This window comes from Pseudomonas sp. Marseille-Q7302, assembly GCF_965111925.1.
Genome location: NZ_CBCOPK010000001.1, coordinates 2,957,457 through 2,982,467 on the forward strand (window position 1 = coordinate 2,957,457; position 25,011 = coordinate 2,982,467).

19 protein-coding genes are annotated in these 25,011 nt (G+C 66.3%); 14 read left to right on the forward strand and 5 right to left on the reverse strand.

Translation table 11 applies throughout. The annotated features are described in order from the left end of the window. Nucleotides 1-6 precede the first annotated feature (6 nt). From ACWPW1_RS13825 to ACWPW1_RS13835, 3 genes are all read left to right on the forward strand, one after another. Nucleotides 7-1,464, forward strand: a complete 1,458-nt coding sequence (locus tag ACWPW1_RS13825; RefSeq protein ID WP_434774444.1) for an amidase family protein — start codon at nucleotides 7-9, stop codon at nucleotides 1,462-1,464. Between the two features lie 219 nt (nucleotides 1,465-1,683). Next, nucleotides 1,684-4,146 (forward strand): PAS domain S-box protein, encoded by a 2,463-nt coding sequence (locus ACWPW1_RS13830; protein ID WP_454253222.1) that lies wholly within the window; start codon nucleotides 1,684-1,686, stop codon nucleotides 4,144-4,146. 207 nt (nucleotides 4,147-4,353) lie between these two features. Continuing rightward, nucleotides 4,354-5,541 carry an NAD(P)/FAD-dependent oxidoreductase gene (locus tag ACWPW1_RS13835; RefSeq protein WP_454253223.1) on the forward strand — a complete coding sequence of 396 codons (1,188 nt, stop codon included), beginning with the start codon at nucleotides 4,354-4,356 and terminating at the stop codon, nucleotides 5,539-5,541. Between the two features lie 78 nt (nucleotides 5,542-5,619). On the opposite strand, the gene ACWPW1_RS13840 is transcribed toward ACWPW1_RS13835, so the two are convergent. Then, a complete protein-coding gene (locus tag ACWPW1_RS13840) occupies nucleotides 5,620-6,534 on the reverse strand; it encodes a membrane dipeptidase (protein WP_454253224.1) in 915 nt (304 codons plus the stop codon). A 203-nt stretch (nucleotides 6,535-6,737) separates the two neighbouring features. After that, nucleotides 6,738-6,998 (reverse strand): hypothetical protein, encoded by a 261-nt coding sequence (locus tag ACWPW1_RS13845; RefSeq protein WP_434774447.1) that lies wholly within the window; start codon nucleotides 6,996-6,998, stop codon nucleotides 6,738-6,740. Between the two features lie 261 nt (nucleotides 6,999-7,259). Between ACWPW1_RS13845 and cydP the strand changes: the two genes are divergently transcribed. The 7 genes from cydP (at nucleotide 7,260) to ACWPW1_RS13880 (ending at nucleotide 13,633) form a co-directional block, all read left to right on the forward strand. Further along, on the forward strand, nucleotides 7,260-7,403 hold the full coding sequence (gene cydP / locus ACWPW1_RS13850; protein ID WP_017641416.1) for a cytochrome oxidase putative small subunit CydP: 144 nt from the start codon (nucleotides 7,260-7,262) through the stop codon (nucleotides 7,401-7,403). Nucleotides 7,404-7,436: 33 nt separating this feature from the next. Then, on the forward strand, nucleotides 7,437-9,050 hold the full coding sequence (locus tag ACWPW1_RS13855; protein WP_454253225.1) for a cytochrome ubiquinol oxidase subunit I: 1,614 nt from the start codon (nucleotides 7,437-7,439) through the stop codon (nucleotides 9,048-9,050). A 10-nt stretch (nucleotides 9,051-9,060) separates the two neighbouring features. After that, nucleotides 9,061-10,200, forward strand: coding sequence for a cytochrome d ubiquinol oxidase subunit II (cydB, locus tag ACWPW1_RS13860; protein WP_454253226.1), 1,140 nt, complete (start codon nucleotides 9,061-9,063; stop codon nucleotides 10,198-10,200). Nucleotides 10,201-10,225: 25 nt separating this feature from the next. Then, nucleotides 10,226-10,342 carry a cytochrome bd-I oxidase subunit CydX gene (gene cydX / locus ACWPW1_RS13865; protein ID WP_007158843.1) on the forward strand — a complete coding sequence of 39 codons (117 nt, stop codon included), beginning with the start codon at nucleotides 10,226-10,228 and terminating at the stop codon, nucleotides 10,340-10,342. Continuing rightward, the gene (locus ACWPW1_RS13870) at nucleotides 10,329-10,625 is read left to right on the forward strand and encodes a cyd operon YbgE family protein (RefSeq protein WP_454253923.1); all 297 of its coding nucleotides are present in this window, start codon (nucleotides 10,329-10,331) and stop codon (nucleotides 10,623-10,625) included. Before cydX ends, ACWPW1_RS13870 begins: the two co-directional genes overlap by 14 nt. A 214-nt stretch (nucleotides 10,626-10,839) precedes the next feature. Then, nucleotides 10,840-12,801: a methyl-accepting chemotaxis protein gene (locus ACWPW1_RS13875; protein WP_454253227.1), complete on the forward strand. Its 1,962-nt coding sequence runs from the start codon at nucleotides 10,840-10,842 to the stop codon at nucleotides 12,799-12,801. Between the two features lie 181 nt (nucleotides 12,802-12,982). Continuing rightward, nucleotides 12,983-13,633 carry a LysE family translocator gene (locus ACWPW1_RS13880; RefSeq protein ID WP_454253228.1) on the forward strand — a complete coding sequence of 217 codons (651 nt, stop codon included), beginning with the start codon at nucleotides 12,983-12,985 and terminating at the stop codon, nucleotides 13,631-13,633. Here ACWPW1_RS13880 and ACWPW1_RS13885 read toward each other — a convergent pair. After that, nucleotides 13,601-16,174, reverse strand: a complete 2,574-nt coding sequence (locus ACWPW1_RS13885) for a bifunctional diguanylate cyclase/phosphodiesterase (protein WP_454253229.1) — start codon at nucleotides 16,172-16,174, stop codon at nucleotides 13,601-13,603. The two genes, ACWPW1_RS13880 and ACWPW1_RS13885, sit on opposite strands and share 33 nt — an antisense overlap. 314 nt (nucleotides 16,175-16,488) lie before the next feature. On the opposite strand from ACWPW1_RS13885, the gene xdhA reads away from it, so the two are divergent. The 4 genes from xdhA to guaD are packed head-to-tail and all read left to right on the forward strand — an operon-like array spanning nucleotide 16,489 to nucleotide 22,469. Then, nucleotides 16,489-17,928, forward strand: coding sequence for a xanthine dehydrogenase small subunit (xdhA, locus tag ACWPW1_RS13890; RefSeq protein ID WP_454253230.1), 1,440 nt, complete (start codon nucleotides 16,489-16,491; stop codon nucleotides 17,926-17,928). Continuing rightward, complete coding sequence (gene xdhB / locus ACWPW1_RS13895) at nucleotides 17,921-20,320, forward strand: xanthine dehydrogenase molybdopterin binding subunit (protein ID WP_454253231.1); 2,400 nt, start codon at nucleotides 17,921-17,923, stop codon at nucleotides 20,318-20,320. Before xdhA ends, xdhB begins: the two co-directional genes overlap by 8 nt. Then, nucleotides 20,317-21,141 (forward strand): xanthine dehydrogenase accessory protein XdhC, encoded by an 825-nt coding sequence (xdhC, locus tag ACWPW1_RS13900; protein ID WP_454253232.1) that lies wholly within the window; start codon nucleotides 20,317-20,319, stop codon nucleotides 21,139-21,141. Before xdhB ends, xdhC begins: the two co-directional genes overlap by 4 nt. 23 nt (nucleotides 21,142-21,164) lie before the next feature. Next, entirely contained in the window at nucleotides 21,165-22,469 is a 1,305-nt protein-coding gene (gene guaD, locus ACWPW1_RS13905; protein WP_454253233.1) for a guanine deaminase, read from the forward strand. Between the two features lie 147 nt (nucleotides 22,470-22,616). Here guaD and ACWPW1_RS13910 read toward each other — a convergent pair whose 3' ends face one another. After that, the gene (locus ACWPW1_RS13910) at nucleotides 22,617-23,597 is read right to left on the reverse strand and encodes an IS110 family transposase (protein ID WP_454252866.1); all 981 of its coding nucleotides are present in this window, start codon (nucleotides 23,595-23,597) and stop codon (nucleotides 22,617-22,619) included. A 285-nt stretch (nucleotides 23,598-23,882) separates the two neighbouring features. Further along, nucleotides 23,883-24,980, reverse strand: coding sequence for an NADH:flavin oxidoreductase/NADH oxidase (locus tag ACWPW1_RS13915; protein WP_454253234.1), 1,098 nt, complete (start codon nucleotides 24,978-24,980; stop codon nucleotides 23,883-23,885). Nucleotides 24,981-25,011: the final 31 nt, after the last annotated feature.

A 25,011-nucleotide genomic window follows, 5' to 3' on the forward strand; every position in this document is an offset into this window, starting at 1 on the left:
TCTTCCATGCATAGCCTGCAACCCCTGCTGGACACCCAAGATGGCCACGGCCTGGCAACGCTGCTGCGACAAAAAGAAATCACTGCCAGCGAATTGCTCGAAGCCGTCATCGACCGCCTGGACACCGTGGAGCCCGGCCTCAATGCCGTGAGCGAACGGCTATACGACCAGGCCCGTGCGGCCGCCAAGGCACCGCTCGACCTGTCAGCGCCCTTCGCCGGGGTACCGACCCTGGTGAAGGATCTTTTCACCCCGCTGGCCGGGGCCCGCATGACCAATGGCTCCCTGGCCCTGGGCGAAGCCCGACCGGATTTCGACTGCGAACTGGTGACCCGCCTGCGCCAGGCCGGTTGCCTGTTCGTCGGCACCACCACCTCACCGGAATTCGGCACCTCCTACAGCACCGAGTCCCGCCGCTTCGGCGCCACCGCCAATCCCTGGAATCGCGCCCACAGTGCCGGGGGATCGAGTGGCGGCGCGGCAGCCCTGGTCGCCGCGCGGGTGGTGCCCTTCGCCCATGGCAACGACGGCGGTGGCTCGCTGCGGGTGCCGGCGTCCTGCTGCGGCATCTTCGGCCTCAAGCCCAGCCGTGGCCGGATGCCTTCCGGGCCCATGGTCGGTGAAGGCTGGGCCGGTATGGGCACACCCCATGCCATGAGCCTTTCGGTACGCGACAACGCCTTGCTGCTGGATGCCACCGCCGGTGCCGATCTTGGCGCGCCCTATGCCGCACCAGCCCACGACGTCCCCTTCGCCAGCCTGCTGGAGCGCGATCCGCGCCCCCTGCGCATCGCCCTGGTCGAGCATCTGGCGCCCTGGCCCAGCGGACCCGACGCCCTGGCCGCGGTGCGCCACACCGCCCGGCTGTGCGAAAGCCTCGGCCACCACGTCGAGCCGGCGACCCTGCCGGTGGATCTGCCAGGCTTTCTCGACCAGGTCTTCGACATCATCGGCCCCAGCACCCGCCACTACCTGAAGGTCCTTGGCGCCCTGCGCGGCGCCCCGGTCAGCGACGAGGAGCTGGATGCCCGCACGCGGGTGATCCTGCGCGAGCGGGGCGACATCCCGGCCCATCGCTATGCCGCCGCGGTGGAGGGCCTGCATGCCCTGGGCCGGACCCTGGCGCGCTTTCTCACCGGCTATGATGTGATTCTCACCCCTACCCTGACCCGCGAGCCGCCACGCCTGGGCGAGCTGGACGGCGGGCACGAGGAGCGCCCGCTGGCCGAGGCCATCGCCGCCTTCCACAGCTACTCACCTTTCACCGCCCTGTTCAACGCCAGCGGCCAGCCGGCCATGTCGGTACCCCTGTGGTGGACCGCCAATGGCCTGCCCCTGGGCAGCCATTTCGCCGCGCGCTTTGGCGAGGAAGGTACCCTGCTGGCCCTGGCCGCCCAGCTGGAGCGCGCCCAGCCCTGGGCCGGACGGCGGCCGCCGCTGTGCGGGATCCTGCGACCGGCTTGAGGCCTGGGAGCGGCAGGACAGACGTACAGCGGAGTGCATAAGAAGCGGGCGATGGGCATCACATTGCAGCGATAATCCTATCGCCCGCTTCGCTTGGCGGGTCGTTATACTGGCCGGGCACGGCGCGCGACGGACGCTTCCAGTGCTCGGCCTAAAGGCGCCCGCCTGTCGCTCGCCATTTTCCCTGCTGTCTGGGCGGGGCAACGTACGAGTGGCCCGATGAGCTCCCTGACCTCGACCCCAATTCCTTCGTACGTCCTCGCCGACGACCTCGATCTCGTCGCCGAGATCGCCGCGGTACCCAGGATTCTGGCAGTGATATGTCAGCTGACCGGCATGGGCTTCGCGGCCGTCGCCCGGGTGACCGATGACCGCTGGATCGCCTGCAGCACCCTCGACCACATCAATTTCGGTCTCGCGCCGGGCGGGGAGCTGGTGGTCAAGTCGACGATCTGCGATGAGATCCGCGATCACCGCCAGCCCGTGGTGATCGATGACGTGCAGCAGGATGCCCTTTACCGCGACCACCACACGCCCCGGCAGTATGGTTTCCGCAGCTACATTTCCGTCCCCATCGTGCTGGACGACGGTTCCTTCTTCGGCACCCTGTGCGCCATAGACCCCGAACCCGCCCGACCGAGTCGCCCCGAAGTCCTCACGAGCTTCGAGCTGTTCGCCAGCATGATCGCGCTGGAGATCGCGGCGCAGCGGCGCTTCGTCGCGGCGCGCAACGTGCTGCACAGCGAGGCCTTCTCCCGCAGTCTGCTCAAGGCCAGCCTGGACTGCGTGAAGGTGCTGTCCACCGATGGCCACATCGAATTCGTCAACGCCCAGGGCCTGGAACTCATCCAGCTCCACACCGAGGATCAGGTCCTGGGGCAGGAATATGCCGCGCTATGGCCGGAAGACGAACGTTGGAAGATCCGCAAGGCCGTCGAACAGGCCGGCCAGGGGCAGGCGACCCGGGTCGAGGGCTTCTGCCCGACCGCCCAGGGGGAGCCGCGCTGGTGGGAGGTGTCCTGCTCGCCCTTCGAGGTGGCGGGCACCCGGCACCCCAAGATCGTCTGCATCTCGCGCGACATCAGCAGGCGTGTCCTCGCGGATCAGGCGCTTCAGGCCCGGGCCGAGGCCATCTCCGCCCTCAATGACGACCTGGAACGCCAGGTTTCGGCGCGCACCGCCGAGCGTGACCAGATCTGGAGGTGCTCCAACGATCCCCTCTGCGTGGCGAGCCTCGACGGCTTCTTCCTCAGTCTCAACCCGGCCTGGGTGGTGACCCTGGACTGGACGATCAGCGAACTCAAGGCCCAGCCGCTGATGGCCCTCGTCCACACCGACGACCTGACGGCCACCCGCCAGGCGTTCTGGAAGCTGCAGCAGGGGACGCCGCTGGTCAGCTTCGAGAACCGCTATCGCCATCGTGACGGCTCCTACCGCTGGCTGTCCTGGAATGCCGTGCGCAGCGATGACCTCATCTACGCCACGGTGCGCGACGTGTCCCACCAACGGCAGCAGGCGCTGGACCTGGCAACGGCCGAGGATGCCCTGCGGCAATCGCAGAAGATGGAGGCCATCGGTCAGCTCACCGGCGGGGTGGCCCATGACTTCAACAACCTGCTGACCGTCATCAAGTCGTCCTGCGACCTGCTCAAGCGACCCAACCTGAGCGAGGAGCGACGCGACCGCTACATCGGTGCGATTTCCACCACCATCGACCGGGCGGCGAAGTTGACGGGTCAGCTGCTGGCGTTCGCCCGGCGCCAGGCGCTCACCCCCGAGGTATTTTCGGCAAGCTCGAACGTCCAGGCCCTGAACGACATGCTGGGGACGTTGCTGGGCTCGCGAATCAGCGTCGCGCTCGATCTGCCCAATCATCCCTGCCTGGTCTACGCCGACCCCGGCCAGTTCGATACCGCCCTGGTGAACATGGCGGTCAATGCCCGCGACGCCATGGACGGCGCGGGCCAGCTGACCATAGCCGTCACGACGGTCGAGGCGATTCCGGAGAGCCCCTCACACGCCGCCCTGGCGATTCCAGCGATAGTCATCTCGATCACCGACACCGGCAGCGGCATCGCCCGAGAGCACCTCGCACAGATCTTCGAACCCTTCTTCACCACCAAGCGCGTCGGTCAGGGCACGGGATTGGGCCTGAGTCAGGTGTTCGGCTTCATCAAGCAATCCGGCGGCGAAATCCGGGTAGCGAGCGAAGTCGGCCGCGGTACCACCTTTCAGCTCTACCTGCCGCGGGCGACCAGTGCGGTGCAGCCCCTGGCGGCGAACGAAACCCTGGCCGTGGCCGATGGACGAGGCACCTCGGTCCTGGTGGTGGAAGACAATCCCGACGTCGGCACCTTCGCGGTCGACTCGTTGCGGGATCTGGGCTATCACCCCGTCCTGGCCCCCAACGCCGAGGCGGCCCTGATCCTGCTCGCGGAAAGGCCAGAGCACTACGACGTGGTCTTTTCGGATGTGGTCATGCCTGGCATGGGCGGCCTCGCCCTCGCCATCGAAATCAGACGGCTGTATCGCAGCCTGCCCATCCTGCTGACCTCCGGCTACAGCCATGTCCTGGCAACCAACGGCGCCCAGGGGTTCGAGCTGATCCACAAGCCCTATTCGGTGGAAGAGCTGTCGCGCCGCCTGCAGAAGATTCTCGAGGACGCCGCGGCTCACCGTTGACCCGCGCAAGGCAGACCTCGCCGCCGCACCCGGTACCGTCTGCAGCGGATGCGACATGGCGGGGTTCCTTGCCTTTCCTGTCCGGTCAGCTCCGGCGACCGGGTAGCGACCGGTGGCGCGACGGCGGCCATCCACCCGGCTCGACCGATCGGGTAACATGCGCCGCCGCGGGCCAATGACCCGCTGTCAGTAGGCGAGGAGTTCAGCGTGTTCGATACCCAGGTCATCATCATCGGTGCCGGCGCCGCAGGTTTGATGTGCGCCCTGAGCGCCGCCGCGCGCGGTCGCCGGGTGCTGGTAATCGACCATGCCAACAAGGCCGGCAAGAAGATCCTCATGTCCGGCGGTGGCCGCTGCAACTTCACCAATCTCTATTGCGAGCCGGGCAACTTCCTCTCGCAGAATGCGCACTTCTGCAAGTCGGCGCTGGCCCGCTTCACCCAATGGGACTTCATCGCCCTGGTGGCCAAGCATGGCGTGCCCTATCACGAGAAGAAGCTGGGCCAGCTGTTCTGCGACAACAAGGCCAGCGACATCCTTGCCCTGCTGCTGGACGAGTGCGAACAAGGCGGCGTCGATATCCGCCTCGATACCTCGGTGCAGGAGATCGCCCGCCTCGACCCGGGTGGCTACCAGCTGCAGACCAGCCTGGGGACGGTGCGTGGCGAGTCCCTGGTGATCGCCACCGGTGGCCTGTCGATCCCGACCCTGGGCGCCACCGGCTTCGGCTATCAGGTCGCGCGCCAGTTCGGCCATCAGCTCCTGCCCACCCGGGCCGGCCTGGTGCCCTTCACCGTCACCGATCCGCAGCTGAAGGAATTCTGCAGCGCCCTGTCCGGCACGGCGGTGGAAGACTGCCGGATAAGCTGCAACGGCCAGAGCTTCGTCGAGAATCTGCTGTTCACCCATCGCGGCCTCAGCGGTCCGGCGATCCTGCAGATCTCCTCCTACTGGCAACCGGGCGATACGCTCAGCATCGACCTGCTGCCTCATCTCGACCTGGCGCAGTGGCTCGCCGAGCAGCGCCAGGCGCGCCCCAACAGCGAACTCAAGACGCTGCTGGGCGAGCTGTTCACCAAGAAGATGGCCACCCTGCTCGCCGACAGCTGGTTCCAGTCCAGGCCGCTCAAGCAGTACACCCCCGACGAGCTCAAGGCCATCGCCGCGCGGTTGCACGACTGGCGACTGGTCCCGGCGGGCACCGAGGGCTATCGCACCGCCGAGGTCACCCTGGGCGGCGTCGACACTCGCGAGGTCTCGTCCAAGACCCTGGAGTCGCTCAAGTCACCTGGCCTGTACTTCATCGGTGAGGTGCTGGATGTCACCGGCCACCTGGGCGGCTTCAACTTCCAGTGGGCCTGGGCCTCGGGCTACGCGGCGGCGCAATACGTCTAACCCAGGGATCACCACGAAGGGGCTTTGCCTGCGCTGGGCACGCCGCCGCGCCGAACGTTCCGCCGTCTACGCAAGGACTCAGGCTGCCGAAGACGGCCAGGTATGACTCGCGATGCGCAGGAAATTACCGCCCAGGATGGCGTCGATATCGACGTCGCCGTAACCCCTGCCGGCCAGCTGCTGCCTGAGCTCGGGTAGCGCCTCCGGTTGCAGCTGGGTATGGCCGTGAGGCTGTCCATAATGGCGCGCCGGCCACCAGTCTTCAGCGTCGACTCCCGCGGGAAGGTCATGGTCGGCAGGGCACAACTCGGTATCGAGCCCGATGCCGATATGACGGGTCCCGACCCGTTCCGCCAGGTAGTCGATCTGGCGGATATAGCTGGCCACTGACGCCTCGGGATCACCCAGAAAGATGCCCAGTCCCGTCAGGCCGATCACGCCATCCTGTTCGGCACAGGCCTGGATCTGCCGGTCGCTCACCGTCCGGGGATGATCGTGGAGCGCCTTGATGTTGGTATGGGAGAAGACCACCGGTTGCGTCGAGACCGCCATGATTTCGAGGCTGGCACGCTCGCTCGCGTGGGCACAGTCGAGGGTGATGCCAGCTGCATTGCCGGCTGCCACCATCGCTCGGCCCAGCGCCGTCAGGCCGCCACCCTCGCCATGGCAACCGCCAGCGCAGGCGTTGTCGCGGTTGTAGGCGAGCAGCATCTGGCGTACCCCGAGAGAAGCGTATAGACCAACCATCGCCGGGTCGTCGAGCAGCATGGTCGAGCCTTCCAGATCGAAGGAAATGGCCAGCTTGCCTTGCTCGCGCGCACGGTAGAGGTCGGCCACCTCGCCGGCGAGGCAGAAGTGCTCAGGATGCCTACCAAGCCAGGCGCGGAAGCCGGCGAGGGTTTGCAGCACCGTCGTGAACGGCGTCATGTCCATGCCGACGTTGATCGACACGTGATGGAAGCCGGCGTCGCGATAGCGACTCAAGACAGACATGTCCTGCCCCGGCACGAGGGGCAGGCAGGCATGGGCGTCCCAACGTAGCGGCAGAGGTCGTTCGCGCCTGGGCGCCATCGTTTCCAAGGTCTTCTCCCCTCTCCACGTCTCCGGAGGGGCTCACCATAGCACGCAGACTCAAAGGACGGCTTGGCGACGGAGACCCCGTCGCCAGGTAGGCCCGACTTCGTGTCGGCGGCGGCCTAGCCGAGGCTGACGCCCCGCAGCAGCGCCGGATCCACGCTTCGGGCCCGGTAGCGGACCGAGGCCTGACCATAGGCTTTGGGATCGAGCATCTGGTCCCAGCGGCTGGCGGCTACCTGCTGGACCGGTGCGACCTCGGTTTGCGCGACCTTGGGCTGCGGCACGGCCTGGCTGCGTCTTTCGTTGATCTCGGCGGCCGTGGCGGTATAGCTGGCGGTGCTGAGCAGGGCGAGTGCGGCCATCTTGTTGAAGACGTTCATGGTGGATTCTCCTGTCTTGAACATGGGGGCTGGCGTCACCGCGCAAAGGCGGTCCGGCGTCAGTCACGGTGCTACCTTGCGCCCTGGCGTCTTAACGCTGTCTTAACCCCTCTGAACCCGACCTGAACGGCTGCGACAACCTGCCCCAGGCGATGGCCACTGGCCAATTGATCTGGATCAGTTTTGCCCAGGGCCAGCAGGCGCATCCTGCATGCAGCCGCCACTCCGCCCTGGAGGGGCGCCACGGCTCGCGAGGTCGCCATGAACGGACGCCTGGTCAAAGAACTCTTGGTCATCCTCCTGATCAAGCTGGCGCTGCTGATGGTGATCAAGAGCCTCTGGTTCAGCGCCCCCACGGTTCCGCCCGACGCCACCCAGGCGGTCAGCGCCCACCTGCTGGACTAGTACCCCTTCCTTTAGCTTGAGGAGATTGCCGGGATGATCTCGGAATCCGTCGTGGACCTGTCACGCCTGCAATTCGGCATGACCGCGCTGTATCACTTCATCTTCGTGCCCCTGACCCTGGGGCTGGTGGTGATCCTGGGAATCATGGAATCGGTCTATGTGATGACCGGCCGCCAGGTCTACAAGGACATGACCAAGTTCTGGGGCAAGCTGTTCGGCATCAACTTCGCCCTGGGCGTCACCACCGGCCTGACCATGGAGTTCCAGTTCGGCACCAACTGGGCCTACTACTCACACTATGTCGGCGACATCTTCGGCGCGCCCCTGGCCATCGAGGGCCTGATGGCCTTTTTCCTCGAATCCACCCTGATCGGGCTGTTCTTCTTTGGCTGGGACCGCCTGTCCAAGGGCCAGCACCTGCTGGTGACCTGGCTGGTGGCGCTGGGCTCGAACCTCTCCGCCCTGTGGATCCTGGTGGCCAACGGCTGGATGCAGAACCCGGTCGGCGCCGAGTTCAACTACGTAACCATGCGCATGGAGCTGGCCGACTTCGGTGCCCTGCTGCTCAACCCCGTGGCCCAGGTGAAATTCGTCCACACCGTGGCCTCGGGCTACGTCACCGGCGCCATCTTCGTGCTGGCGATCTCCAGCTACTACCTGCTCAAGGGTCGCGACATCGGCTTCGCCCGGCGCTCCTTCGCCGTGGCCGCCGCCTTCGGTACCGCCGCGGTCATCTCGGTGATCGTGCTGGGTGACGAATCCGGCTATCGCGTGGGCGAGGTCCAGAAGGTCAAGTTGGCCGCCATCGAAGCCGAGTGGAACACCGAGGAAGCCCCGGCCTCCTTCACCCTGTTCGGCATCCCCAATCAACAGGAGATGCGCACCGACTACGCGGTGAAGATCCCCTACCTGATGGGCCTGATCGCCACCCGCTCCACCACCGAACAGGTCACCGGCATCAAGGATCTGGTCAGCCAATACGAGGCCCGCGTCCGCAACGGCGCCCAGGCTTACGCCCTGCTGGAGCGACTGCGCGCCGGCGACGACTCCGCCGCCACCCGCGCCGCCTTCGACGCCCACAAGCAGGACCTGGGCTATGGCCTGCTGTTGAAGAAGTACGTCAACGATCCCACCACGGCCACCCCCGAGCAGGTCCGCCAGGCCGCGCGGGACACCATTCCTGGCGTCGCCAGCCTGTTCTGGACCTTCCGCATCATGGTCGCCAGTGGCGTGCTGATGCTGGCGCTGTTCATCTGCGCCTTCTGGGCCTCGACCCGGCGCAACGAGCTCAAGAAGCCCTGGCTGCTGAAGTGGGCCCTGTTCAGCCTGCCGCTGCCCTGGATCGCCACCCAGACCGGCTGGTGGGTGGCCGAGCATGGTCGCCAGCCCTGGACCATCAGCGAGGTCCTGCCCACCCACCTGTCGGCCTCGACCCTGGCTCCGGCCGATCTGTGGGGTTCCATCGGCGCCCTGGTGACCTTCTACACCCTGCTCCTGATCGTGGAGATGTACCTGATGATCCGCTTCGCCCGCCTCGGCCCGAGCAGCCTGCACACCGGCCGCTACTTCCACGAACGGGCTGCCCAGGTCGGCGACGCCCTGCGCCAGGCCGCCACCGCCAAGCCCGTTGCACCGGCCAACGCCTGAGGAGACTGCCATGTTCGACTACGAAGTGCTCAAGCTCACCTGGTGGGTGCTGATCGGCGTCCTGCTGATCGGCTTCGCCCTCACCGACGGCTTCGACATGGGCGCCATGATCCTGATGCCGCTGATCGGCAAGACCGACAAGGAACGCCGCGCCGCCATCAACAGCATCGCGCCGCACTGGGACGGCAACCAGGTCTGGTTCATCACCGCCGGTGGCGCCCTCTTCGCCGCCTGGCCGATGGTCTATGCCACCGCCTTCTCCGGGCTCTATTGGGCCCTGCTGCTGGTGCTCTTCGCCCTGTTCCTGCGTCCGGTAGGTTTCGACTACCGCAGCAAGCTCGACAACACCCGCTGGCGCAACGCCTGGGACTGGGGCCTGTTCACCGGCAGCCTGGTGCCGGCCCTGGTATTCGGCGTGGCCTTCGGCAATCTCTTCCAGGGCGTGCCCTTCCAGCTCGACGACACCCTGAGATCCACCTACAGCGGCAGCTTTTTCGCTCTGCTCAACCCCTTCGCCCTGCTCAGCGGCGCGGTCAGCCTGGCCATGCTCTGCGCCCATGGCGGCAGCTGGCTGATGCTGCGTACCCACCACGCCCTGGGCGAGCGCGCCCGGCGTGCCACCGGCCTGTGCGCCCTGCTCCACCTCGTCACCTTCGGTCTGGCCGGTGTCTGGCTGGCCTACGGCTTCGACGGCTACGTGCTGATCAGCCAGGGCGATCCGGGCAGCGCCCTGAATCCGCTGCACAAGGTGGTAACCGCCGGCAATCCGGGCTGGCTGGCCAATTACCATACCCAGCCGCTGACCCTGCTCGCCCCGGTGCTGGCCGCGCTCGGCAGCGTCCTGGCCCTGCTCGGCAGCAGCTGGCGGCAGGCCGGCCTGGCCTTCACCGGCACGTCCCTGGCCATCGTCGGCACCCTCGCCACCGCCGGCTGCGCGCTCTTTCCCTTCGTGCTGCCGTCGAGCCTGGACCCGGCTTCCAGCCTGACCATCTGGGACGCCGTCTCCAGCCACAAGACGCTGGGCATCATGTTCGTCGCCGCAGCCATTTTCGTGCCGCTCATCCTGGCCTACACCCTGTGGGGCTACGTGCGCATGTGGGGCAAGGTCGATGACCGCTTCATCGACGCCAACCCCCACGGCCTCTACTGATCACCGATCTCAAGGAGACTCCTTCATGTGGTACTTCACCTGGATCCTCGGTGTCCTGCTCGCCGCGAGCTTCGGCATCATCAACGCCCTCTGGCTGGAAAGCACCCGGGAGCTGGACGTCCATGACGATGCCGAGTGCTGAGCCCCTGCCCCGCGTCCACCCACTAGGACGGACGCTGTCCCTGCTGCTGGCGGCGCCCCTGGCGCTGCTGCTGATGATTCACCCGGGCTTGATGCTCGATGCCAGCGGGCATTACAGCCATCCGCTGCTGATGGGAGTGATGCTGGGCGTCTCCGCCGGCCTGGTCCACGGCGTCGGTTTCGTGCCGCGGCTCTGGCTGTGGCGCCTGGTGTTCGGGCCGCTGGTGGGCTGGCCGTTGCTGGGGCTGGGTTACGCCCTGCTCATCAGAGCGCAGCTCGGCTGACGGAGCCTGACAATAGCGCCCGGACTTCCCGGGCGCTTTTCTGGCTACCCGCGGCCTGCAGGGACCCACTCCTTCTCCCCCGTCGTTCAAGCCTTCAATAAGCTGACCATAAAGCTTCACCTCTAGCTGCCGACATAACCGGAATCGACCCCGCCTTCGCCGGCTCATTGTCTTGCCGCCGGCCCGCCAGCTGACCGCATCAGAGAATTCACCCATGCTCAGGAACGCCCCCCTCAGTACCAAACTCCTGCTGATCCTGCTCCTGCCCCTGGCCGGCTTCCTGGTGATCTCGGGTCTCTACACCGCCGATCGCTACGAAACGCTCAAGAACATGGAGCACACCGTAACCGCCAGTGCCACGGCCGAGCGCGTCAGTGCCTTGGTCACTAGCCTGCAGCGCGAGCGCGGTGCCAGCGGCGTGTTCCTCGGCAGTGGCGGCAAGTCGATGCAGGACAAGCTCAAGACCTTCCGCGAAAACAGCGATAAGGCCCAGAAGGACCTAAGTGCGTTGGCCACCGGTAACGACGCCGCCATCCAGACCGCCATGCGCGCCCTGGACAACCTGCGTGACCTGCGCAGCAAGGTCGATGGCCTGGCGCTCAACAGCACCCAATCCGGCACGGCCTACACCGACCTGATCAAGGCGCTGATCGGCTACACCCATGCCCTCGAAGCGGGTGTCGATGATCCTGAGATCCTGCGCGCCCTGGGCGCCCTCAATCTCTTCGTCGAGATGAAGGAACGCGCGGGCCGCGAGCGCGTACTGCTGGGCCTGGCCTTCAACCAGAATCGCTTCGATGCCGGCCTGCTGTCGCGCTTCGCCCGCAACCTGGGCGAATTCTCCGCCTACGCCGACGCCTTCCAGCGCAAGGCCACGCCTGAATTCATCCGTCAGCTCGACGACACCTTCAAGCAGCCCAGCGCCATGGAAGTCAGCCGCCTGCAACAGCTGGCCTTCACCGTCCCCCTCGGCGATGCCCTGGGCGTCAAGCCGGAGGACTGGTTCAACCTGGCCACCCAGCGTATCGACCTGATGGGCAAGGTGGAGGCGGACCTGGGTGCCAGTGTCGGCGCCCAGGCTGAACAGGCCCGTGCCAAGGCCAGCCGCGATCTATGGACCACCCTCGGCCTGGTACTACTGGTGCTGGTAGCCGTCTCGGCGCTGGCCTGGGTGATCATTCGCAACATCAAGCAGGCGGTCGAGCAGGTCAACGGCACCCTCACCCGCCTGGCCACCCGCGACCTCACCGCCCGCTGCGCCTACCAGGGCAAGGACGAGTTCGGCACCATCACCGGCAATCTCAACCTGATGAGCCAGGAGCTGGGTCAGGTGATCCAGGAGATCGGCGCCGCCACCGTGCAGGTCGCCACCGCCGCTGAAGAGGCTTCGGCGGTTGCCATCCAGACCAGCCAGAACGTCGCCCAGCAGCGCCTGGGCACCGATCAGGTCGCCACCGCCATCGCCGAGATGAGCGCCACGGTCAAGGACGTCGCCCGCAGCACCACCGAAGCCGCCGAAGGCTCGCGGCAGGTCGAGGCCAACACCAGCCAGGGTCGTCGTGAATTGCAGGCCACCATCGGCCTGGTGCAGGGCCTGTCGGTACAGGCCGAGCGGACCTCGGAGATCATCGCTGAGCTCAAGCAGGAAAGCGACGCCATCTCCTCGGTGCTGGACGTGATCCGCGGCATCGCCGAGCAGACCAACCTGCTGGCCCTCAACGCCGCCATCGAGGCCGCGCGCGCCGGCGAAGCCGGGCGTGGCTTCGCCGTGGTGGCCGACGAAGTACGCTCCCTGGCGCAGAAGACCCAGCAATCCACCGGCAGCATCCAGCAGATGATCAGCCATCTGCAGAGCGGCTCCGACCGTGCCACCCAGGCCATGCAGGAGACCCTCAGCCAGGTGCAGACCGGTGCCAGTAACGTGGTCCGCGCCGGCGAGCTGCTCGGCGAGATCGCCGAGGGCGTCACCCTCATCAACGACCGCAACATCCAGGTCGCTTCGGCCGCCGAACAGCAGAGCCAGGTCGCCGAAGAGATCAGCCGCAACGTCAACGACATCAACGATCTGGTGATCCAGGTCAGCGCTGGCGCCGAGCAGACCGCCGTCACCAGTCGCGAACTGGCGCGCCTGGCCGAGCAGCAGCAAGCCCTGGTGGGGCGCTTCCGGGTGGCGTGATCCACGGGCCGGAAACAGTCGCATGCGGCTTGCCATCCGCCTCTGTACGGTTGGAAAGCCGCCACTCTGGATGGCGACGCCAGCGATCGCTCCACTAGACTAGGTAGGGTTGTCACGTCTCAGGACCTGGCAGCGGGAACCGGCAAACCAAGGACCGGTCGCCAGACTACCTAGGAATGCCATGGACGCCTTCGCCCTCTATCTGCTGCTGAGCAGTCTCACCATCGCCAGCCCCGGTCCGGGCGTCCTGCTGACCATCAACAACGCCCTGCTCCTGCAGCTGCGGGGCGCCCTGCCGGGCATCCTTGGCGTGGTACTGGGCATGCTGGTGGTGGCCAGCCTGGCCAGCACCGCGCTCGGCGCCCTGGTCAGCGCCTCGCCCCGGGCGCTGCTGGGCCTGCAGCTGATCGGTGCGCTCTACCTGGGGTGGCTGGGTGTGAGTCGGCTGCGCACCCCTTCGCCCCAGGGCCAGGTGCCCGATCGTGCTCAGCGAACAGCCAGCGCGGGAAGACGCCTCCTGCAAGGGCTGCTGGTGTCCATCACCAATCCCAAGCTGATCGTCTTCTTCATGGCGCTCTTTCCGCCCTTCATCCAGACCAGTCGGCCCGTGCTGCCGCAGATGTTGCTGCTGGTGACGACCTTCTGCGTCCTGAGCCTCGTCATTCATTGCAGCTATGCGGGCATCGCGACGGCGCTGAGTACCCGCTTGAGCACAGGCACCAGGCTTGCGCGCCTGAACCAGATCGCTGGCGCGATCTTTTTGTTGTTCGCGATACTGCTGCTGGGCGCGAGCCTGGGCTCACTCCTCAGCGAATACGGCGCGCGGGCCTGAGGGTGACTCGTCCGTCCCCTGCAACTGCCCTCTCCTGAGCGCCGCGAAACGCGCCTGGGACAGCGGCCGCTGCAGGTGAAAGCCCTGGGCCTGATCGCACTTGAGATCGGCGATGCGCGCCAGCTGGCCCGCGGTCTCGATGCCCTCGGCCACCACCGTGAGTGACAGCGCCCGTCCCATGCTGACGATGGCCTCGACAATGGCCGCGTTGCTTTCGCTCACCTCGATGTTGGAGACGAAGCTGCGGTCGATCTTCAGGCAATCGAAGGGATAGGTGCGCAGATAGCTCAGCGAGGAATAGCCGGTACCGAAGTCATCCATCGACAGCCGCACGCCCAGATCCTTGAGTTTCTTCATCAACTCAAGCGCGCCGTCGGCATCGTCCAGCAGCACGTTCTCGGTCAGCTCCAGCTCGACCCGCTCGGGTGCTATGCCGGTGCATTCGAGGACCGTGCGGATCCGCGCCACCAGGTCGTCGCGTTGGAACTCCAGCGGCGACAGGTTGATGGACACGATCAAATCCGGCGCCCAGGCCACCGCCTGGCTGCAGGCTTCCCGCAGGACCCAGTCGCTAAGGCCCAGGATCAGACCGGTCTCCTCCGCCACCCCGATGAACTGCGCCGGTGCCAACCGACCCCGGGTCGGATGGTTCCAACGTACCAGGGCCTCGGCGCCTAGCAACCGCTGGCTGCTGGCATCGAAGCGCGGCTGGAAATCCAGCTCGAATTCCAGCCGCTGCAAGCCCTGGCGCAACTCGGTTTCCAGCTGGCGCCGCTCCAGGATGCGCTGGTTCATGCTGGGCTCATAGAACCTCAGGGTATTGCGCCCCGCCGCCTTGGCTTCGTACAGGGCGATGTCCGCGTAGCGCAGCAGATCCTCGGCGCTGTGGCCGTCCTGGGGTGCCGTGGCAATGCCGATGCTCGCGCCGATGTTGATGTCATGTTCGTCGATACGGATGGTACGGCCGATGCCGTCCAGGATCCGGCCACAGAGCACGCTGACCTGCTCGGCGCTCTGGCAGCCATTCACGGCGATCACGAATTCGTCGCCCCCGATGCGGGCGACCAGATCATCCTCCCGCACACTGGCGCGCAATTCCCGGGAGACCTGGCAGAGCACCTTGTCACCGGCCCCGTGGCCGAGGGAATCGTTGACCGGCTTGAAGCGGTCCAGGTCGAGGGTCAGCAGATGCAGCGGCTGGCTGGCGTTGACGCCCTCGGCGAAGCGCTGCGCCAGGTAGCGGTGCAGCTGGTGTCGGTTGGCCAGTCCGGTGAGGGCGTCGTGCTGGCTGATGTGTTCGATACGCGCCTTGGCCTCGATCTCCTCGGTGACGTCGCACACGGTGCCGCGAAAGCCCGCCAGCAGCCCACCGGTAACGATGGCCTGAGCCGAGAGCTGGCAGAATCTCAGCTTGCCCTGGGCGTCATGCATCTCGCACCGCAGGGGCCGACGCACGCGACCGGCCGCCAAGGGGGTCCTGGCTACCTCGTCGACCTGGCTTGGCGAATAGTCGAGCAATTCGTGCAGGGGGCGTCCCAGCCAGTCCTCGCGGCTGAAGCCGGTGACGGCGACGAAGCGCTCGGAGAGATAGACCAGCTGCTGCTCGGCGTCGGCCTCCCAGATCCAGTCGGACGAGGCCTCTGAGACCGTCCGAAAGCGTTGCTCGCTGTGCCTCAGGGCATCCTCAGCCAGGTCGGTCTGGCGGGCGGCCAGGGCGATCCGGCGGCGCAGGTACCAGACCAGCAGCAAGGCCAGGCCGCACATCAGCGCCAGCAGCGGCAGGAACTGCGCCAGCAGCCGATGGCCCATGCCATGGACGGTCCAGTTGAAGGTCACCGCGATCCCGGGATCGGACCTCACCACCAGCGTTGGCCGCTGTTCGATGGTGGGCAGCTCACCCGGCTGTGCGGCCAACCCGTGCAATTCAAAGGCCTGCCCGAGTTGCGCGAGCTTGTCCGGCGTCAGGATGTCGACGAACACCATGTAGGACAGCCGCTTGAAGTCCTGGTAGGTGGCATCCGGGCGGATGACCGCGACCATGACACTGGCTGGCTTGCCGTCGATCAGGAAATAGCCCTGGGCATAGCCATCCTTGGACGAGCGCTCGCGGGCCAGCGCCAGCAGCCTGGCCTGATCATCACCCAGCCAGGTCTCCAGCTGCATCTTGCTCCGTCCGCCGCCGACCACCGCATAGCGTGTGATGCCGTTGGGCGCCAGGATGAAGGCGCCATTCACGCCATAGTCGCTGTAGAGCGAGGGCCCGACGTTGTCTTCTTCATAGGCCCAGTTCACGTCGACCTTGCTGCTGGTCCGTGCATAGGCTTCCATCCAGAACGAATAGTCAGTCAAGACCCGACCGAGTTTGTCCTGGCGCGTTTCCAGCGCCCGCTGGGCGTCCGCCTCGCTGTGCTCGCGCTGCTGCGCGTCGATGCGCGCGCACAGGTCGAACAGCATCCACCCCGCCAGGGTAAAGATGAGCGTGACCAGCGCGAAGAAACCAAGGGAAGCCTGACGGGCGACACGGTTGAGTTGGGTAGGCAAGGCAGTGACCTGTCGGAGCGGGTTGGTCGAGGGTACCGACGGCTGACGGCCTGGCCGTAATCGTCTGCCTATATATCGGCAACGGCGGCAATGGCTTGAAGCCGTCCCCTGAAGATTCTGCAAAGGGCCGGCTCAGACGGGCTCGTTTTGCACCGTCACTGGGCAGCCGCCTTCCCCGTGCGCCGGGACGGCGCAGCCATACCCTTACCGCTTGCTCAAAAACGACAGGGGTGGTCCGCTCGCCCGGACGATTGTTGACCTAATGGTCAGCTTTACCCACCATCGAATTATCCGAACCCAGGTGGAGAGCGGCCGTGATCAGGTTTCTGCTGGACCAGGAGCTGCGCGTCGAAGAGCAGCTCGACCCCAACCTCACCGTGCTCCAATACCTGCGCGAGCGCTGCGGCAAGACCGGCACCAAGGAAGGCTGCGCCTCGGGCGACTGTGGTGCCTGTACCGTAGTGCTGGCCGAACCCGACGGCGAGCGGCTGCGCTATCGCACGGTCAACAGTTGCCTGACCTTTGTCGCGGCGCTGGACGGCCGACAACTGATCAGTGTGGAGGACCTGAAGCACCAGGGTCGCCTGCATCAGGTGCAACAGGCCATGGTCGACTGCCACGGCTCCCAGTGCGGCTACTGCACCCCGGGCTTCGTCATGTCGCTGTTTGCCTTGCAGAAAAACGTGGAATCAGCGGACAGCGCCGCCACCCACGACGCCCTGGCCGGCAATCTCTGCCGCTGCACCGGCTACCGGCCGATCCTGGCCGCCGCCGAACAGGCCTGCACCCAGCGCCAGCCGGATCAGTTCGATGCCCGGGAGCAGCAGACCCTGGCGCGCCTCAAGGCCCTCGCCCCGGTAGCCGAGACCCGGCTCGACGGTGCCGGGCGGCGCTGCCACAGCCCCACGACCCTGAGCGAACTGGCGCGCCTCTACCAGGCCCATCCCGAGGCACGACTGCTGGCCGGCGGCACCGATCTCGCGCTCGAAGTGACCCAGCAGCATCGCCGCCTGGAGACCCTGATCTACCTGGGTAACCTCCCCGAACTGCGCGGCGTGACCGTTCGCGCGGACGGCATCGAGATCGGCGCGGCCACCCCGCTCGCCGATTGCGCCGCCGCCCTCGCCGCCGACTACCCGGACTTCGGCATCCTGCTGCAGCGCTTCGCCTCCTTGCAGATCCGCAACCAGGGCACCCTGGGCGGCAACATCGGCAATGCCTCGCCCATCGGCGACAGCCCGCCGCTGCTGCTGGCACTAGGGGCACGCCTGCTGCTGCGCCGGGGCGAACGGCTGCGCGAATTGCCCCTGGACGATTTCTTTCTGGACTACCGCAAGACCGCCCTGGAGCCGGGCGAATTCATCCAGGCGGTGCGGGTGCCGCGCGCCCATGAGGGGCTGGTCTTCCGCGCCTTCAAGGTGTCCAAGCGCCTGGACGACGACATCTCCGCGGTCTGCGCCGCCTTCGCGCTGGAACTGGAACAGGATCGCATCGCCACCGTGCGCATCGCCTATGGCGGCATGGCGGCCACGCCCAAGCGAGCCAGTCACTGTGAGCAGGCCCTGCTGGGCCAGCCGTGGACCAGCGACAGCATCGAGCGCGCCATCCAGGCCCTGGCGGAGGACTTCGCGCCGCTGTCTGATTTCCGTGCCAGCCGCGAATACCGCCTGCTGACGGCGCAGAATCTGCTGCGCAAATGTCATCTGGAGACCACCCAGCCCGCGCTCGCTACGAGGGTTACCGCCCATGTCTAGCACCCTCCCCGTCCCTACCCCCGAGGAAATGGCCGCCGCCTTCGCTGCCGGCCTGGCCACTGGCGTTGGCAAGCCGCTCAAGCACGAGAGTGCCGACAAGCATGTCAGCGGCGAAGCCGTCTACATCGACGATCGCCTGGAATTCCCCAACCAGCTGCACGTCTATGCGCGGATGAGCGAGCACGCCCACGCGCGCATCCTGCGTATCGATCTCGCGCCCTGTTACCAGATCCCCGGGGTGGCCCTGGCCATCACCGCCGCCGACGTGCCCGGCCAACTGGACATCGGCGCCGTGCTGCCGGGCGATCCGCTGCTGGCCGATGGCGAGGTGCAGTACCTGGGCCAGCCGGTACTGGCGGTGGCCGCTACCAGCCTGGACGCCGCCCGCCGCGCCGCTCAGGCCGCCCTCATCGAATACGAGCCGCTGGAAGCCATCCTCGACGTCAGGGAGGCGCTGAGGCGCGAGCACTTCATCTCACCCAGCCACAGTCATAAGCTCGGCGATGCCGCAGTCGCGCTCGCCGCCGCGCGCCATCGTCTGCAGGGCGAGCTGGCCATCGGCGGCCAGGAGCACTTCTACCTGGAAACCCAGGTCGCTTCGGTGCTACCCACCGAAGACGGCGGCATGCTGGTCTATTGCTCCACCCAGAATCCCACCGAGGTACAGAAGCAGGTGGCGGAGGTGCTGGGCGTCTCCATGAACAGGGTCACCGTCGACATGAGACGCATGGGCGGCGGCTTTGGCGGCAAGGAGAGCCAGGCCGGGATGCCTGCGGCGCTCTGCGCGGTATTTGCCCGTCTTACCGGGCGCCCGGTGAAGATGCGCCTGCCGCGCTTCGAAGACATGCATATGACCGGCAAGCGCCACCCCTTCCATGTCGAATACGACGTTGGCTTCGATGACGACGGGCGCCTGCTGGGCATCCGCTTCGAGCTGGCGGGCAACTGCGGCTACTCGCCGGATCTGTCCAACGCCATCATCGACCGCGCCATGTTCCATGCCGACAATGCCTACTTTCTCGGCAACGCCCTGATCACCGGCCACCGATGCAAGACTCATTTGGCGTCCAACACCGCCTACCGCGGCTTTGGCGGGCCCCAGGGCATGCTGGCCATCGAGAACGTCATGGACGCCATCGCCCGCCACCGTGGCCTGGATCCGCTGGAGGTGCGGCGGCGTAACTACTACGGCAAGGAGACGCGCCATGTCACCCACTACCACCAGGTGGTGGAAGACAATCTGCTCGAAGAGATGACCGCGGACCTGGCGGCCAGTAGCGACTACCAGGCCAGACGCGAAGCCATCCAGGCCTTCAACCGGGCCAACCCGGTGCTGAAGAAGGGCCTGGCGCTGACCCCGGTCAAGTTCGGCATCTCCTTCACCTCCTCCTTCCTCAACCAGGGCGGTGCCCTGGTCAACGTCTACACCGATGGCAGCATCCATCTGAACCACGGTGGCACCGAGATGGGCCAGGGCCTGAACACCAAGGTCGCCCAGGTGGTGGCCGAGGTCTTCCAGGTCGACATCGGTCGCATCCAGATCACCGCGACCAATACCGACAAGGTACCCAACACCTCGCCCACGGCGGCTTCCAGCGGTACCGACCTCAACGGCAAGGCCGCCCAGAACGCGGCCCAGACCATCAAGGACCGGCTGATCGATTTCGCCAGCCGGCACTTCCACGTCGGCTCTGAAGAGGTGGAATTCCGCAATGGCCACGTCAGGGTCCGCGAGCGGCTGCTGAGCTTCGAGGAGCTGATCCAACTGGCCTACGTCGGCCAGGTATCGCTGTCCAGCACCGGCTACTACCGCACACCGAAGATCCACTACGACCGCGACCAGGCCCGCGGGCGGCCCTTCTACTACTACGCCTTCGGCGCCGCCTGCTCCGAGGTGCTGATCGACACCCTCACCGGCGAATACCGCCTGCTGCGCACCGACATCCTCCATGACGTCGGCGCCTCCCTGAATCCGGCCATCGACATTGGCCAGGTGGAAGGCGGCTTCGTCCAGGGCCTGGGCTGGCTGACCATGGAAGAACTGGTGTGGAACGACGCCGGCAAGCTGCTCACCGCCGGTCCTTCCACCTACAAGATCCCGGCGGTGAGCGACGTACCACCGGATCTGCGGGTGCGGCTGGTGGAGAATCGGCAGAATCCCGAGGCGACGGTGTTCCATTCCAAGGCCGTGGGCGAGCCACCCTTCATGCTCGGCATCTCGGTGTGGTGCGCCCTGCAGGATGCCGTGGCCAGTGTGGCCGACTATCGCTTCCATCCGGCACTGGACGCCCCGGCCACCCCCGAACGGGTACTCTGGGGCGTGGAGCGGATGCGGCGCCTGGCCGCCGAAGCCCAGACAGCCTCGGCCATCACCACGGAGGAACCGGCATGAACACGAGACGTGGCTGGTTGGCCATCCTGGCCGACTTCGAGGCGCGAGGCGAACCCTGCGTACTGGTCACCGTGGCCGATGAGCAGGGCTCCACGCCGCGCGAGGCCGGCACCAAGATGCTGGTGGGCCGCGAAGAGCAGCACCTGACCATCGGCGGCGGCCACCTGGAATACCGCGCGGTGGAGATCGCCCGGGAGATGCTCGCCGCCGGTACCCGCCAGCCGCGCCTGGAGCGGTTCTCCCTGGCCGCCAGCCTCGGCCAGTGCTGCGGTGGCGTCACCACCCTGCTGTTTGAACCCCAGCTGGCCCAGGATGTACCGGTGATCGTCTTTGGTGCCGGCCATGTCGCCCGCGCCCTGGTGCCCCTGCTGGCCGGCCTGCCCTGCGCCGTGCGCTGGGTCGATTCGCGGGCCCAGGAATTTCCCGCCGTGCTCCCCGCCGGCGTGGAGAGGATCCTGACCGACGAGCCGCTCGACGAGATCGCGCGGATGCCGGCGGGTGCCTACTACATCGTCATGACCCATAATCACCCCCTGGACCTGGAGTTGACCGACGCCATCCTCGCTCGCGGCGACCATGGCTACTTCGGGCTGATCGGCTCCCGGACCAAGTGGGCCAAGTTCCGCCACCGCCTCGCGGCCCGCGGCCACGGCGCCGAACACCTCGCCACGGTGCGCTGCCCGCTGGGCCTGCCCGAGGTCAAGGGCAAGCTGCCGCTGGAGATCGCCATCGCCGTGGCCGGCGAGGTCATCGCCCACTACGGGCGCCCGACCCAACAGGCAGATCAGCCGCTGCGGCTGGTCACCGCCACCCCAAGCTAGTCGTCTACCTATCCGAGATCGCCATGACTGCCATCGCCCACCGCGCCGCCCTGCTCCACAGCCTCGCCGACCCGGCCGAGGTCGGGCTGGACGCCTCCTACGAATATCACGCCGACGGCCTGCTGCTGGTCGCAGACGGCCGTATCCAGGCCATGGGCCCGGCTGCCGACCTGCTGCCCACCCTGCCCGCCGGTACCCCGGTGATCGAGCACCCCCACGCCCTCATTACCCCCGGCTTCATCGACACCCATATCCACTATCCGCAGACCGGGATGATCGCCAGCTACGCCGAGCAGCTGCTGGACTGGCTGGACACCTACACCTTCCCCACCGAGGGCGCCTTCGCCGATCCGGCCAAGGCCGCCGAGGTGGCCCAGGTTTTCGTCGGGGAGCTGCTGCGCAATGGCACCACCACCGCCCTGGTGTTCGGCAGCGTCCATCCGCAGTCGGTGGACGCCTTCTTCCAGGTCGCCGAGCGCCTCGATCTGCGCATGATCGCCGGCAAGGTGCTGATGGACCGTAACGCCCCGGACTACCTGCAGGACACGGCCGAGTCCGCCTACAGGGATAGCAAGGCGCTGATCGAGCGCTGGCACGGCAAGGGTCGGCTGCACTATGCCGTCACCCCGCGCTTCGCGCCGACCAGCACCCCGGAACAACTCGAAGCAGCCGGACGCCTGTTGGCCGAGCACCCGGACGTCTACCTGCATACCCATCTCTCCGAGAACCTCAAGGAGATCGACTGGGTGAAGGCGCTGTTTCCGGAGCGCAGCAACTACCTGGATGTCTACGACCACTTCCAGCTGCTCGGCCCGCGCTCGGTGTTCGCCCATGGCATCCACCTCTGCGATGCCGAATGCCAGCGCCTGCACGAGACCGGCTCGGCCGTGGCCCACTGCCCTACCTCCAACCTCTTCCTCGGCAGCGGCCTGTTCGATCTCGAGCGGATGGAAGCCTTCAAGGTCAATGTCGGCCTGGGTACCGACGTCGGCGCCGGCACCAGCTTCTCGCTGCTGCAGACCCTTGGCGAGGCCTACAAGGTGCAACAGCTGCGCGGCCATCGCCTGCACCCCTTCAAGTCGCTGTACCTGGCCACCCTCGGCGGCGCCCGCGCCCTGCGCCTGGACGACCGCATCGGCAGCCTGGCCCCCGGCCACGACGCCGACTTCGTGGTGCTCGATCTCAAGGCCACCCCGCTGCTGGACTACCGCCTGCAGCAGTCCAAGAGCCTGGAGGAAACCCTGTTCGTCCTCACCACCCTCGGCGACGACCGCGTGGTACGGGAAACCCATGCCGCGGGTCGCCGGGTACACAGTCGCGACGCCTGATACCGTCACCCCGTAGCGTGGAAAACCGCGCAGCGTTTTCCACAGTTGGAGCAAAACGGCACTGTTGGGCTTCGGCGATAGAGCTGCCTCAACCCAACCTACCCATTACCGTAGATACCATCTCTCCTACCAATCACAACAGGTCCGCTAAAGGGCCTGTCGTGGCTGATAAGGTTGTTGTGTCTTGAGCACGCCATAGGCGATCTGCAGCAGTTTACGCATGGCCGCGCCCAGGGCACTCATCCGCGGTTTACCGCGGGCCAACAGACGGTCGTACAGGGCCTTCACATCAGGGTTGGAGCCTTTGGCAACGATGGCTCCCATGTACAGTTTGGCCCTGATACGGGGCGAGCCGGCCTTGCTCAGCACCGCGCGCCCCTGCACCGCCTTACCGGATTGCCAGGGACGGGGCACTAGGCCTACGAAGGCGGTGCATTGTCGTGCGCTGCTGAAGTCGCGACTGTGCAGCAGAGCCAACAGATGGCGCGACAGCACCTCGCCGATCCCGCCAATGCTCTGCAGCAACGCCCGATCACGCTTGAGATCATCATGCCGATCAATGTGGTCGTCGATGTCCTGACGAACCCGCGCCGCCTCCTGTTGCAGGGCCTTTACCAGGTTGTCGATGGACGCCAGGACGCTCAGGCTGCCACTGACCGCGGCCTTTTCGCGACGGTTAAGTTCACGCTGCAGATCCTCTTGCAGCGCTTCATGGCGAGCGATCAACGCCTTGAGTTCGCGGACTTCGCGGCGCTCTGGCGTCCAAGGGCGCACGGGCTGGGTAGCGCCATAGCGCGCCAGGATCAGGCTGTCCTGCTTGTCGGTCTTGCCTTGTACGCCCAGGCTACGGGCATATTCGCGTACCCGCGCAGGATTGAGGACGAAAACCTGGACGCCACGATCGTGGAGATAGAGCGCTAACGGCTCGTGATAGACCCCAGTGGCCTCGAGAAAGACCTGCAACTGCTCCGGTGTCTCCCCCGTCTGGGCGCAACACCAGTCGATCAGTTCGGCGAATCCTGTGGACCGATTGGCGAAGACCTTGGTTTTCACTTTCAGGCTGCAGACGTCACGCAGCCACAGACAGTCGAATTTCTGCTTGCTGATGTCGATACCGATGATCGCCATTTCTCGTTCCTTGCCTTGTGCATACAGCCTCACTCCCGAGGAGGGGCTTGGATACCATTCAGGATGTGGAGAAAGGGAGCCGGCAGGCACGCTCTACGAAACAGCATCGAGTGCTCAGGTTGGGCAGGTGCTTAACCGGCTCCGGGTAATGAGGTAGCTAATCCTATTACCCAGGAGAGATACAAGGTTGGGCTGAGCACAGCGAAGCCCAACAAGACTGTCCTCATCCGAAACGCACAAAAAAGCCGCCCCGAGGGGCGGCTTTCGCGTTCAGCCTGAGCCGACTCAGCTGGTGCGATAGCGCTCCAGCCAGTGGGCGTAGGGTGCTGGCAGCACCCAGGACGGCTTGTCGACGCCCAGGGCCTTGGCCGCATAGTAGGGCCAGTGCGGATCGGCCAGGTGGGCGCGGCCCACCATGACCAGGTCCAGCTGCTCGTCGGCCACTACCTGGTTGGCCAGCACCGGGGTGTCGATGTTCCAGGCCGAGGCCACTTTCAGGCCGGTGGCCTTGCGTACCTGCTCGGTGATGGGCGCCAGCAGACCCGAGCCCCAGGGAATGTTGGCGGTTGGGGTGGAGAAACCGATGCTGACGCTCAGCAGGTCGAGACCTTCGCGCTTGAAGCCCTGGGCCAGCTCGATGGATTCAGCCAGGGTTTCTTCATCGCGGCCGTCGTATTCGATCACGCCGAAACGAGCGGTCAGCGGCAGGTGCTCCGGCCAGACCTTGCGCACCTCGGCCAGGGTTTCCAGCAGGAAGCGGCTACGGCCAGCCAGATCGCCACCGTACTGGTCGTCGCGCTGGTTGGAGTGCACCGAGAAGAAGCTCTGCGCCAGGTAGCCGTGGGCGAAGTGCAATTCCAGCCATTCGAAGCCGGCTTCATAGGCACGCTTGGCGGCGTCAACGAAGTCCTGGCGAACCCGGGCGATGTCCTCGAGGGTCATGGCCTTGGGTACCTTGGGCAGGTTGGCGCCAAAGGCCACGGCCGACGGGGCGATGGTGTCCCAGCCACGGGCATCGTCGGCGGCGATGTGATCGTCACCTTCCCAGGGGCGATTGGCGCTGGCCTTGCGACCGGCATGGGCGATCTGGATACCGGGCACCGAACCGGCGGCCTTGATCGCCTGTACCACCGGCACGAAGGCCTGGGCATGGGCGTCGGACCAGATACCGGCACACCCGGGGGTGATGCGGCCTTCCGGCGATACAGCGGTGGCCTCGACGATGACCACGCCGGCACCGCCGCGCGCCAGGCCGGCATAGTGCACCTGGTGCCAGTCGTTGATCACGCCGTCGACGGCGCTGTATTGGCACATGGGCGGGATGGCGATGCGATTACGCAGCGTCACGTCCTTGAGGGTAAAGGGTTGGAACAATGCGGACATCTGAGCGGTCTCCCATGAGGTAGCAGCTGGT